This window comes from Bradyrhizobium sp. MI1.3 (genome assembly GCF_055811695.1).
Map to the genome: position 1 here is coordinate 1 of NZ_JBVVPQ010000056.1, position 12,453 is coordinate 12,453.

General features: G+C 64.4%; 12 protein-coding genes. 5 read left to right on the forward strand and 7 right to left on the reverse strand.

Annotated elements, in window-relative coordinates; genetic code table 11:
* Positions 1-717 (forward strand): DUF2336 domain-containing protein (locus AC0L3A_RS30100; protein WP_473255714.1); only part of this gene is annotated, 717 nt, incomplete at its 5' end.
* On the opposite strand, the gene AC0L3A_RS30105 is transcribed toward AC0L3A_RS30100, so the two are convergent.
* The 3 genes from AC0L3A_RS30105 to AC0L3A_RS30115 are packed head-to-tail and all read right to left on the reverse strand — an operon-like array spanning position 714 to position 3,765.
* A complete protein-coding gene (locus tag AC0L3A_RS30105) occupies positions 714-1,058 on the reverse strand; it encodes a DUF1491 family protein (protein ID WP_007593522.1) in 345 nt (114 codons plus the stop codon). The genes AC0L3A_RS30100 and AC0L3A_RS30105 overlap by 4 nt on opposite strands.
* A 57-nt stretch (positions 1,059-1,115) precedes the next feature.
* Complete coding sequence (locus AC0L3A_RS30110) at positions 1,116-1,826, reverse strand: peptidoglycan-binding domain-containing protein (protein WP_219684867.1); 711 nt, start codon at positions 1,824-1,826, stop codon at positions 1,116-1,118.
* Positions 1,819-3,765, reverse strand: a complete 1,947-nt coding sequence (locus tag AC0L3A_RS30115; protein WP_473255716.1) for a PAS domain-containing sensor histidine kinase — start codon at positions 3,763-3,765, stop codon at positions 1,819-1,821. Before AC0L3A_RS30115 ends, AC0L3A_RS30110 begins: the two co-directional genes overlap by 8 nt.
* 384 nt (positions 3,766-4,149) lie before the next feature.
* Here AC0L3A_RS30115 and AC0L3A_RS30120 point away from each other — a divergent pair, with 384 nt between their 5' ends.
* Entirely contained in the window at positions 4,150-4,575 is a 426-nt protein-coding gene (locus AC0L3A_RS30120) for a DUF5330 domain-containing protein (RefSeq protein ID WP_007593526.1), read from the forward strand.
* Positions 4,576-4,642: 67 nt separating this feature from the next.
* Entirely contained in the window at positions 4,643-5,074 is a 432-nt protein-coding gene (locus AC0L3A_RS30125; RefSeq protein WP_007593527.1) for a SufE family protein, read from the forward strand.
* A 5-nt stretch (positions 5,075-5,079) separates the two neighbouring features.
* Here the strand turns inward: AC0L3A_RS30125 and AC0L3A_RS30130 are convergent, their stop codons facing one another.
* Both AC0L3A_RS30130 and AC0L3A_RS30135 read right to left on the reverse strand, forming a co-directional pair.
* The gene (locus AC0L3A_RS30130; RefSeq protein ID WP_007593528.1) at positions 5,080-5,496 is read right to left on the reverse strand and encodes a Ros/MucR family transcriptional regulator; all 417 of its coding nucleotides are present in this window, start codon (positions 5,494-5,496) and stop codon (positions 5,080-5,082) included.
* Positions 5,497-5,656: 160 nt separating this feature from the next.
* A complete protein-coding gene (locus AC0L3A_RS30135; protein ID WP_007593529.1) occupies positions 5,657-6,529 on the reverse strand; it encodes a hypothetical protein in 873 nt (290 codons plus the stop codon).
* A gap of 312 nt (positions 6,530-6,841) precedes the next feature.
* Between AC0L3A_RS30135 and AC0L3A_RS30140 the strand changes: the two genes are divergently transcribed.
* Entirely contained in the window at positions 6,842-8,491 is a 1,650-nt protein-coding gene (locus AC0L3A_RS30140) for a glycosyltransferase family 39 protein (protein WP_007593531.1), read from the forward strand.
* Between the two features lie 180 nt (positions 8,492-8,671).
* The gene (locus tag AC0L3A_RS30145) at positions 8,672-9,451 is read left to right on the forward strand and encodes a class II aldolase/adducin family protein (protein WP_007593534.1); all 780 of its coding nucleotides are present in this window, start codon (positions 8,672-8,674) and stop codon (positions 9,449-9,451) included.
* A gap of 223 nt (positions 9,452-9,674) precedes the next feature.
* Here the strand turns inward: AC0L3A_RS30145 and AC0L3A_RS30150 are convergent, their stop codons facing one another.
* Both AC0L3A_RS30150 and AC0L3A_RS30155 read right to left on the reverse strand, forming a co-directional pair.
* Positions 9,675-11,069 (reverse strand): M20/M25/M40 family metallo-hydrolase, encoded by a 1,395-nt coding sequence (locus tag AC0L3A_RS30150; protein ID WP_007593536.1) that lies wholly within the window; start codon positions 11,067-11,069, stop codon positions 9,675-9,677.
* A 54-nt stretch (positions 11,070-11,123) separates the two neighbouring features.
* Positions 11,124-12,452 (reverse strand): glycosyltransferase family 87 protein, encoded by a 1,329-nt coding sequence (locus AC0L3A_RS30155; protein WP_007593538.1) that lies wholly within the window; start codon positions 12,450-12,452, stop codon positions 11,124-11,126.
* Position 12,453 lies beyond the last annotated feature (1 nt).

Genomic DNA, 12,453 nt, shown 5'->3' on the forward strand with positions numbered 1-12,453 from the left:
ATGCCCTGGCCGCCGGCCTCGTGCCAGACCGCACCGTGCTCGAGCTCGCCGTCCTCGCCGATGATGATGCCCTTGCCGGTTCGCACGCCAACCGACGCCGAGCTGCGCATGGCCTCGAACATGGCGATGCAGCCAAAGGACGCGGCCGATATCTACGACATGTTCTTCCGCGCCGGCACCGCCGAGCGCGCGCTGATCCTGCACAATCTCGCGGAGACCCCGCTGAAGGCCGCGCCGCGGATTCCGACCGTGCGCGCCAAGCGCGCGATCCAGATCCTCGAGATGGCGGCGATCGCGGGCGATGTCGAGAATTTCGCCTTCGAGCTCGGCGACAGCCTGATCCTGCCCTCGCGCGTCGCAGCCCAGATCGTCGACGATGCAAGCGGCGAAGCGCTCGCGGTCGCCGCGCGCGCGCTCGACATGCCGAGCCCGGTGTTTCAGCGCATCCTGCTGTTCTTCAAGCCGGAGATCGGCAACTCCGTGACCGACGTGTACCGGCTGTCGCGTCTTTACGATCGCCTCAGCGACCGGGCGGCGCTGGTGATGCTGGCCGCCTGGCGCGGCTCGACGCTCGCCGTCACCCGCGCAAAGTACCAGCCGTCGCTGCATGACAGCGAGCGCCAGCGCGCGCGTGCGGGCGCAAGCCAGACACGCCCGGGCGTGCAGCCCGGCTCCGCGCCCGCGGTGCGGACGGGGACTGACGGATCGGATCGTTAGGTCTTCGCCAATTCGAGGAAATGCCGCCCGGCGCGGTCTTCGGTCTCGACGATCCAGATGTCGGAATCGAAGCGGATCTCCTTGGTCAGGCGCTCCTCCACCGCGGGCTCCGGCATCGGCTGCGGCGCAAACGGCACGAAGAAGCGATCGACCGGCCGGCCGTCGTCATAAGAGGTCTGCGGCGCCGGCACATAGAGCATCGCATTGCCGTCAAGCAGCGAGATCTTCACGAACACCGCACCCGCCTCCTCCGCACCGCGACGACGCACCGCGCCGTACACGCCCTCGGTCTGGCACCGGCGCAGATAGGCTGAGACCCAGATGTTCGATTTCAAACGCATGGTGGCCACGATAGGACAGCGCTGCAATAAGCACCAGCCTTCGCACAACAGCAACGACTATTCGACGGGGTGGCCGATCGCGGCGCCGAGCTCGCGGAGCAGGCGGTCGGACAGCTGGCCGGTGACCTGCATCTTGTGCTCGCGCTCGAATTTCTGGATCGCGGACTGGGTCTCGCCGCCCATCGCGCCCGTGATCTTCAAATTGCCGTAGCCATATTCGGACAGCGCGCGCTGCACGCCGGCGATGCGCCGCGCCGCCGCGCTCTGCTGCACGGGGATCGGCGCCGGCGGACGCGCAACGGAGGGCGGCGCCGAAATCGTTTGCTTGACCAGATTGGTCATGGGATCGCCTGAGCGCGGCGTCGATGCGGTCGCCTCGACAGGCCTCTCCGGCGGCTTGTCCGCAGGTCTGGGCTCGGCAGGTCTGGGCTCGGCACGAAACTCCGTCGCTCTCGGCTCGAGCGGCGAGGTATCGGCCCCGACCGGACGCGAACGGGGCAAGGGGTTCGACAGCGGCAGGGACGAGGGCGCGGGAAGATTGATCACGGTGCCGAACATCGGCGCCGGATGCCGCCCGGTCTGGAGGAACAGCGCGTTGGCAACGATCGCGCCGATAGCGGCCACGGCGACGAAACCGGCGAGCGTATCCTTGGGGCTATGCAGCAGCACGCGCAGCACGAGATTGCGCTCGGTCTCGACATCGATGACTGCGGCCTTGGCGCCACGGCGGCGCGGAGCGGCTTGGTCCTTGGCAGACTTCTTAGGCACTTTTCTTCACCAGAGCGGGTTGGTCCTGAACTTGGTCGTGAGGATGGTCCTGCAGTTCCTGGTGCTGAAGTTCCTGGCGCAGCACCGGCGTCAAGGTCGCGATCTTGCTCTCGCTCGCCTTGCTGTCGGACATCTTGGCCTCAGAAATCTTGGTATCAGAAGTTTTGGCATCAGAAATCTTGGCCTGCGGCGTGTAGACGAGCGGCAGCTTGACGGTGACGGCAGTGCCCTCGCCGAGCCTGCTTTGTACCGTCAATTCGCCGAGATGCAACGCCACCAGGCTCTTCACGATCGAAAGTCCGAGGCCGGTGCCTTCGTGGCGGCGCTGATAGGTTTTGCCGGCCTGGAAGAATGGCGCGCCGATGCGCTTGAGATCGTCAGGTGCGATGCCGATTCCGGTGTCGCTGACGCGCAGCGCAAGCTGCGAGCCCGAGACCGCCGCTGTTACAGTGACCTGACCGCCGCGCTCGGTGAACTTGACGGCGTTGGCGACGAGGTTGAGCACGATCTGCTTGAAAGCGCGCGGATCGCCGGTCATCACAGGCAGATCCTGCGGCGCATCGGTGACGAGATCGACGCCGTTCTCCCGCGCCTTCAGCGCCAGCAGATTGCAGCAGTGCATCAATGATGCACGCGGCGCGAACGGTTCCGACGCCATCTCGAAATTACCCGATTCCATCTTGGACATGTCCAGGATGCCGTTGACGACCGAGAGCAGATGCTTGCCGGAATCGTTGATGAGCTGGGCGTATTCCCTCCGCTGGGCCGCGCCCAGCATCAAGGTCTGCTCCTGCGTGATCATCTCGGAGAATCCGATGATGGCGTTGAGCGGCGTGCGCAGCTCATGGCTCATGGTGGCAAGGAAGCGCGTCTTGGCGGCGTCGGCCGCCTCTGCAGCGCTGCGCGCCTGATCGAACGCCTGCTCTCCGAGCTTGCGGTCGGTGACATCGCGCATCACGGCGACAACATCGGCCTCGCGCGTGGTATCACGGCCCATATCCCGATCGAGCGGGCGGCAGCGCATCTCGACCCAGATGAAATCAACCTGGCCGCGCTCCGAGCCGGCACGCTCCCGGCGCAACCGGAACTCGACGCTGCGCACCTCGCCGCGCGCGGCATCGGACAGCGCCGTCAGATACGCCGGGCGATCGGCGACATGGACGCGATCGAACAGGCCGTGGCCGAGCAGTTGCGCGACGGGCACACCGAGCATGGCTTCCACCGCCGGTGAAATGAACTGCACCGCGCCGTTGCGCTGATGCCGCGAGATGACGTCGCTCATATTCCGCGCCAGGAGACGGTAACGCTCTTCCTCACGCGACAGCAGCGCAACGCTGGTGCGCGCGAGCGATTCCGCACCGAAGGCCAGACCTGCCGCATAGAGCGTCGCCGAGGCGACGCCGAACGCCATCAGCACGCCGCGTTCCGCAGCGCTGGTGTCGCCAATCGACAGCCAGCCGAGCTGGCTGACGAGGATGAGAATGCCGGCGCAGGACAGCGCCAGCAGCGAGGCAAAGGCCGCGACGCGGCGCGAGGCCGACAGCGCAGCTTCGAGGGGAACCACGACCAGCCAGATCGCGGCGAACGATTCGATGCCGCCGGTCGTCACCGCCACCGCCATGATCAGGCCCGACAGCGCCAGCGACGACAGCACATGCGCGCCTTCGTAACGGCCGGTGCGCGACAGGAACCAGGACAACAGGATCGGCGCAATCAGCCAGGCAAAGGCCGCGACCTCGATCGCGCTCGGCGCGCCGCGCATGGCGAGATAGACCGGGAATGCGGCAAAGGCGGCCAGGCTGCCGAGCAGCCGCGGGGCCATGAAGGCACGATGGCGCGCTCGCGTCAGCGCGTCGTAACGCGCGGAGGGATGCAGCAGCGCATCGAGACAATCGCGGATGATACTCAAAACTGTCACGGGTCTCGCGCTTCGGCTCATTCGTCGGGAAGACGCGCCGGAACGCCTCCTTATCGTTGAGCCACCGTGTCAGAGCGACCTTAAACGAACACTAAGGCAGCGCGGCGCGCCGCCAGACACCGCGTCATCGCAGGGCTTTTTAGACGATTTGACGACGTCATCAGCGGGGATGGTGAACACAGGGTTTCACCGTGATCCGCATGGTTTCGAAATGGTGGACGGGCGTGGCGGCAGAATCACGGGTGTGGTCGTCAATCGAAAATTTACGACACGGTCGATTGCAAAGATTCTTGAGTCAATTTTCCGCGAATTAAGCGGAAGGCAATCACTTGCGATTTATCGAGAGTTGCTAGGCCCGACATCCGTGGAGATCGCCGCGGCGGGATCTAACATACAGGTCGCAAGATGCGCTTTCTGCTTCGCATCACATTCTGGCTCGGGCTGGTGCTGGTGCTCCTGCCGCGAGACAAGACGCCCGAATCGGACAAGCTGCCGCAGATCGGCGCTGCCGACGCGGTGCAGGCTGCGACCGCGGCTGTTTCCGACATGACCCAGTTCTGCAAGCGCCAGCCGGCGGCGTGCGAGGTCGGCGGACAGGCCGCGACCATCATCGGCCAGCGCGCGCAGGACGGCGCGAAGAAGATCTACCAGATCATCAACGACAAGAAAGAGCAGCTCGAGAAGCCCGACAAGAAGACCCCCGACCACACCGGCTCGATCGCGCTGGCCGGCGAAGGTGATACCGCAACCAGCGAGGCGCCGCGCGACACCCTGTCCCAGGACGACCTCGCGCTGGAATGGCGCGGCCCGGCGCCCGCGACGGCGAATTAGCGCCCAAACCCTATCGATTTCGGCGCTTTGCGTCCCTATATTGGCCTGAACGGGAACTTGGGCCAGCATGACGACGATCGACGAAATCAGGGATAATTTCGAGATTCTGGACGAATGGGACGACCGCTATCGGTACGTCATCGAGCTCGGCCGCACCCTGGAACCGATGTCCGAGGCCGAGCATTCGGCCGAGAACAAGGTGAATGGCTGCGTCAGCCAGGTCTGGCTTCAGAAGCTGATCGATCGTCGCGATGGCGGGCCGCCGGTCCTGACATATCGCGGCGACAGTGACGCCCACATCGTGCGCGGGCTGGTCGCGATCGTGCTGTCGCTTTACTCCGGCCGCACGCCTCAGGAGATTCTTGCGACCGACGCCATTGCCGTATTCGACGAGTTCGGTTTTCGCGACCATCTGACGCCGCAGCGTTCCAACGGCCTGCGCTCGATGGTCGAGCGCATCAAGACCGACGCGAAAGAAGCGCTCGCGGAAGCGTCGTAGAAATCCTACTTCCGCTTGCGCTGCTGCTGTCCCAGTCCCATCTGCTTCGCAAGCTGTGAGCGGGCCACTGCATAGTTCGGCGCGACCATGGGATAGTCGGCCGGCAGGCCCCATTTCTCGCGATATTGCTCCGGCGTCATATTGTACCGGGTGTGCAGATGGCGCTTCAGCGACTTGAAGCGCTTGCCGTCTTCCAGACAGACCAGATAATCAGGCGCGATCGACTTCTTCAGCGAGACCGCCGGCTTCGCGGGCTCGAGCGGCACCGTCTCGGTGCGACCCGATGAAACGCGCACAAGCGCGCCATGCACCTGGCTGATCAGGTTCGGAATCTCAGTTGCAGGCGTCGGGTTGTTGCTGAGATAGGCCGATACGATGCCCGCCGTCAGCTCAATGAAATTCTTAGCCCCGGCATCCGACATCGGCCCCGCCTTTCTCCACCTTGCGTCTCACGGGAGAGACGACGTCAGAGTATTCCGTGTCAACAATACGTTCGACTGAATGGAATGACTGAGGAATATGGGCTGATTTACTGACGAAGCAACAAGAACGCCAGCGCTTTACTTGCCTGCGCCAGCTCTCTCAAGCCCCACGCTGGTCGAGGTGGGAGCGCAGTTCGTCGATCGAGGCAAAGCGCATCATCCCTTCCGGCATCTGGGCTTCGATCGAGCCATCGGAGTAGAGCGAATAGGCCATGCCGTCGACGATGCCGGATTTGAGCACGGTCACGGGCGCCTGTTCGGCCGCGGCCGCCGGCTCCGGTGCGGGCGGCGGAGCAGTCTCAGCGAAGGTCGACGGCGAGCGCGGGGGCGGGCGCCGCGAGGCGGCCGGCGGCTCGGCAGGCCTCATACGGTCCGGCTTCGGCCAGGCGTCGTCAAAGCTCGCAGGCGGCGTCTCCGGGGCGGCAGGCTCCGCCGACGGCTCGGCATGCGGCAGCGGCGGCAAGCCCTCGCTGGTCTTCGCCTCGGCGCGCTCGCGCTCCTTGCGGGAGGTCGAGGCGAACATCAGGTTGCGCCGGCGCGGCGGTTCCGGAACCTCCGGCGGGCTCGGAGCTTCCGGCGGTGGCGGAGGCTCGGCGCGCGGACGCTCGCGCGCGGCTGCTTCGTTCTGCCAGGGCGGCGGTCCTGCGGCCGGCAATGGCGGCGCCGGCTCGATCTTCTCTGCGCCCGGCTCAGGCGCGGGGCCAGGCGTTCCAGCCATCCCGAGACCCGGCAGCACGGGCCTGACCCGAACGTCGGATGGTGCGATGGATCCAGCCAGCCGGCGGGCCATGCCTTTCAATTCCGCGACCACGACGTAGAGGCCGGCCAGTAACATTCCGGAGCAGACGCCGATGGTACCGGCGATTATGAGGGTACTGCCGAGACTGAATTCCCTGACGGTGAAGCCGAACAGGATCGCAAGGAGGCCCGCCAAAACGGCGAAAATCCCCGCGATCAACAATGCCAACGCCATCGAACTCACCCCTGGCCGCGCAGCCACACGCGACCCTCGTCACGCCACGATACCGTCATCCGGTGTTCCACGCCAACGTCGAATTATAACCTGCGTTCCTTAAGGAAAGGAAATCAGGGACTTATTCACATTCCCTTCAGCTACGGCTCGCTACTTTAGGCCGCTCTCAAGTTTGGCCGGATTTGCTGCGTCGCATCAGGAATTAGCCATAATGCCCAATTACTTGCTAATGGAACTGCGCTATAGGGATTCCGGGGAGCAGGCCCGCGCGCACCAGCAGGGCCAAGAGGGGATTCCGGGTCACCAATAGCCATGACATCCATCACGACTTCGGCGATCGACACGCCCCTGCGGCGCTCGGTTGAACGGACTTGCGACGATCTCGCCATGCTGGTGCTGGCTGCGGTCGCCGTCATTGCAGGCTTGACCTTCCGCGACTACGGGCTCGGCTGGGACGACTACACCCACGCCGAATACGCCGATCTGCTGCTGCGCATGTTCGGTTCCGGTTTCAAGGACACCGCGGCCCTCTCCTTTGCCAACCTCTACATGTATGGCGGCGGCTTCGACATGGTCGCGGCCCTCCTGCACAAGGTGATTCCGCTCGAGCTGTTCGAGACGCGCCGGCTGCTCGGCGCCGTAGTCGGCGTGATCGGACTTGCGGTGACGTGGCGGCTTGGCCGCCGTGTCGGTGGTCCCCTTGCGGGACTTGCCTCACTCTTGCTGCTCGCGCTCTGCCCGATCTTCTACGGCCACATGTTCATGAACCCGAAGGATGCGCCCTTCGCGGTGGCCATGATCATCCTGATGCTGGGCCTCGTCCGCCTTGCCGAGGAATATCCGCAGCCGTCGCCGCGCACGATCCTGATCGTCGGCCTTGGCGCCGGCCTCTCGCTCGGCACCCGCATCCTCGGCGGCCTTGCGCTGGTCTATGCCGTGATCGGCTTCATGCCGCTGTTCCTGGAGGAACTGCGCACCGAGGGCCTGCGTGAATCGGTCCGACGCTTCGCTTATGTCGTCTACGTGCTGTTGCCCGGCCTCGTGCTCGGCTACATCGTGATGGGGCTGATCTGGCCGTGGTCGATCATGGAGCCCGGCAATCCCTTCGAGGCGCTGACCTACTTCTCGCACTTCTTCGAGAAACCCTGGAAGGAGATGTTCGACGGCGCGATCGTTTCCGTGCCCGACATGCCCTGGTCCTATCTGCCGACGCTGTTCGCGCTTCAGTTGCCCGAGGTGATGCTGGTGCTGATGTTCGGCGCCGTGATCGGCACCTTCGCACTGCTGCCGCGCCGCGATGTTCCCGCCCGCCGCAAGGCCATTCTCCTGATGCTCACGCTCGCCGCGACGCTGCCGCTGGCGATCGCAATGGTGAAGCGGCCGGCGCTGTACAACGGCATCCGCCATTTCGTCTTCGTGATCCCGCCGATGGCGGTGCTCGGCGGCGTTGCCTTTGGCTGGGCCATGGAGCGCCTGCGCGCCAATCACCGCACCTGGCAGCCGGTCGTGCTCGCCACCTTCTGCTTTGGCTTGGCGCTCTCGCTCGCCGAGATGATCCGCCTGCATCCCTATCAATACACCCACTTCAACCACATCGCCGGCACCGTGCGCGGCGCCGACGACCGCTTCATGCTGGATTATTGGGGTCTGGCGCTGAAGCAGGCCTCGGACGAATTGCGCGAACAGCTGGTGGAACGCCAGGAAGTGCCGCCGCGAAACCGCAAATGGAAGGTCGCGGTGTGCGGTCCGCAGCGCCCCGCCCAGGTCGCGCTCGGCCCCGACTTCACCATCGGCTGGGATTCCAATGCCGCCGATTTCGCCATGACGCTCGGCGAGTTCTACTGCAAGGGCCTCACCGCGCCCGTGCTGGTCGAGATCAAGCGCGACGACGTGGTGTTCGCCCGCGTCTACGACATCCGCGGCAGCAGCATTTCCAGCCTGCTCTCGATCCCGGCGCCGTAATAAACTCCTCCAGACCGTAGCCCGGATGACCGCAGCGACATCCGGGGCCTATGAGGCAGCCCCGCATGTCGCTTCGCTCATGCGGGCTACGCTGGACTGCCGCGCTTTGTGTGCCTTGCTGGCAGCTCGCGGCAGGACTACGCTCCCTCCCCGCAACAACGATGTTCGGAGAGATCAACCATGTCGCCAGCGGAAGCGCGCCTGAAGGAAGTGCCGTCGAACATGACGGAGGCCGAGTGGCAGCAACGGGTCAATCTCGCCGCATGCTATCGTCTCGTCTCGCTCTACGGCTGGGACGATTTGGTCGACACCCATATCTCCGCGCGCGTGCCCGGCCCTGACCATCATTTCCTCATCAACCCCTACGGGCTGATGTTCGACGAGATCACGGCGTCGAGCCTGGTCAAGGTCGATCTGCACGGCAACCAGCTCTCCGAGAGCGAGTACAGCATCAACCCCGCCGGCTTCACCATCCACTCGGCGATCCACGAGGTGCGCGAGGACGCCATCTGCGTGCTGCATCTCCACACCCTCGACGGCACCGCGGTCTCGAGCAGCGCCGAAGGCCTGCTGCCGCTGAACCAGACCGCCCAGCTCGTCACCCACGACCTCGCCTATCACGACTACGAAGGCATCGCGCTCGACCACGACGAGCGGCCGCGGCTGCAGAAGGACCTCGGCGACCATAACCACATGCTGCTGCGCAACCACGGCACGATGACGGTCGGCCGTTCGGTGGCTTCGGCCTTCGAGCGCATGTATCACCTTGAGCGCGCCTGCTCGATGCAGGTACGTACGCGCGCGCTGGGCACGCCGGTCTATCCGGTCGACGATGTCGCGATCGACAAGAATACCGAGCTGCTCGCCAACCGCGACCGCGCCGAGTTGCGCGCCACCAACCTGGTGTGGCCGCCACTGCTGCGCAAGCTGGACCGCGAGCTGCCGGGCTACCGGTCTTGAAATTTTCGAGATTTGGTGTAGGGTAGCGTTTAACGAACCTCTACGCCTTTTGGAATGAAACGCCGCCCAATTCCGGGCGGCGTTTTTATTTGTAAGGTCTCGTAGGGTGGGCAAAGCGAAGCGTGCCCACCATTGCCGATCGCGATCCGGGACAGATGGTGGGCACGGCGCTTTGCGCCTTTGCCCACCCTACGCACTCGCAACGACGAGGATAAAGAGCGCCCTACTTCACCTCCGCCAGCGCCGCGAGGATGCGCGCCCAGGAACGGATGCCTTTCTGGAAGCTGCGGAGGTCGTACTTCTCGTTCGGCGAGTGGATGTTGTCGTCGTCGAGGCCAAAACCGACGAGCAGCGAATCCAGCCCCAGCGCGCGCTTGAAGTCGGCGACGATCGGGATCGAGGCGCCCGAGCCCATCAGCACGGTCTCCTTGCCCCATTCCTCGGTCAGCGCGGTTTTGGCCGCGGCGAGCGGCTTCATGTTCCAGTCGAGCGCAATCGCAGGCCCGGCAGAGTGATCGCCGAACTCGACCTTGCAGTCTCCCGGAATGCGCGCCGTCACGTACTCACGGAAAGCCTTGCGGATCTTCGCAGGATCCTGCCCTTGGACCAGCCGGAACGAGACCTTGGCCGACGCGTGCGACGGGATCACCGTCTTCGAGCCCTCACCGATATAACCGCCCCAGATGCCGTTGACGTCACAGGTCGGACGTGTGGAAGCCTGCTCGACCAGGAGCCTGCCCTTCTCGCCGGCCGGTATCGATAGCCCAACGGGCTTGAGGAACGTGTCCGGCGTGAAGTCGAGCTTCTTCCACTGCGCGAGAATGTCCGGCGGCGTGTCCTTTACCCCATCGTAGAAGCCCGGAATGGTGATGCGATTGTCGTCGTCGAACAGCCCGCCGAGAATTTTGGTCAGCACCCGGATCGGGTTCATCGCGCTGCCGCCGAACACGCCGGAATGCAGGTCGCGATTGGCGGCGGTGATCTTGAGCTCCTCATAGAGCAGACCGCGTAGCGAGGTCGTGATCGCCGGCGTGTTGCGGTCCCACATGCCGGTGTCGCAGACCAGCACGTAGTCCGCCCTAAACTCGTCCTTGTTGGCTTCGATGAAGGGCACGAAGTTCTTCGAGCCGACTTCTTCCTCGCCTTCGATCAGGAACGTGACGTCGATCGGCAGTGACCCCGTCACTTTCTTCCAGGCGCGGCAGGCCTCGACGAAGGTCATGACCTGGCCCTTGTCGTCCTCGGCGCCGCGCGCCACGATGATCTTGCGGCCGTCGGCATGGTCGGTGACAACAGGCTCGAATGGCGGACGGTGCCAGAGTTCGAGCGGATCGACCGGCTGCACATCATAGTGGCCGTAGAACAGCACATGCGGCCGGCCGCCCGCGACGCTCTTGCCGACGACCGCAGGATGGCCGGCGGTCGGCCTCACTTCAGTCGCAACGCCGAGGCTCGCGATGTCCCTGGCAAGATGCTCGGCCGCCGCCTTGCAATCGGCCGCGAAGGCCGGATCGGCGGAGATCGACTTGATCCGCAACAGCGAGAACAGACGCTCCAGGCTGTTGTCGAACTCCTTGTCGATGTGGTCGAGCACGGATTGAAGCTGCGCATTTGCCATTGGTCGTATTCCCTGCGTTCGAATCCCAAGACGTCGGGACTCAAAGATGTCTTCTCAAGAACTATCGGCTTTTAGCGCTGCCGCGGCGTCGGGGCCAGCCGCAACCGGCGGATGCCGGATGTGCCATGCGAGACTAGCTGCGAGGATCGCCGTGGCGACGAGGTTATTGCCCCAGGCCTGGAAGACATTGGGAAACCACGGCAGCGCCAGCAGCATGAGGATGCCGGCGGCGCCAAGGGCGAGCCAGGTTCCCAGGCGTACGTTCGCCCGCTCGTCGAAGGCGGCACGATGCATCAGCACCGTCATCGGGAAGAACAGCCACATGAAATAGTATTGTCGCGCCAGCGGCGATGCCACCGTCATCAGGCAGAACAGGATGCCGAGCTCCTCGGCGTCCGAGCGCGCCGTACGCCGCGCTCGCCCTGGCATGACCGCGACGAAGCCGAGTCCGAGCAACGCCGACAGCGCCAGCACGATCCAGTTCGCCGTCCTGTAATCGACGTCGATGACATTCATCGTGCGCGGCGGCTTGTTGGGATCCTCCTGATTGTAGTTGATTGGCCGGACCAGCCGGTGCGTGACAGCAATGAGTGACTGGTTCACCCACGACCAGTTCTGCTCGTCGCGTTGGCCAAATCCTTTTTCCGAGCTCGACCCGACCATGCCCTGATACCAGGTCTTGACCTCGGCGGCGTTGCGCTCGAAGCCGCGAATGGGAGCCGGCACGATGTAGAGAAGTATGCCGGTGAAGGCGACCGTAGCGACGGCGGCTCCCCACTTTCGCCGCCAGACCAGATAGGGCAGCACCGCAATGGGAAACACCTTGATGGCGGTGGCGAGCGCGAACATGAAGCCTGCGAGCCAGGAGCGCTGATGCTGCAAGCTCCAGAAGCCGTAGAGCATGATCGCCAGCAGGACGAGGTTCGGCTGTCCAAGATCGAACATGTCAAACACGAAGGTCACGGTCACGGCAGCTGGTAGTGCCTCCAGCCAGGGGCCAGGCGTGCGGCCCGAACCGGTCATGGCATTGGAGAGCATCCCGGTGTACCACCACGCCGCAATATTCAGGACCGACAGCACGCTGTAGAGCGCGATCTTGCCGAACCAGCTCGGGACTGCCAGCAGGATCGCCGGCAGCGGTGGGTAGATGAACTCGAAGTACTGGTGGATGTCGCCGGGATAGAGCGGCCCACCCTTCAAGACCTGCTGCCCGGCCCAGTACCACAGGCCGTAGTCCTTGGTTTTGCCGTGCCCGAAGATCTCGGGACCAAGGACATCGGCAGCCAGGATGAAGCAGCAGAGCAGGAAGAGCAGGTCGAGCGGCGCACGTAGCGACAGTCTTCGGAATGTGCCGGGTCGAACGAAAGATTCAGGTGAGGTCACG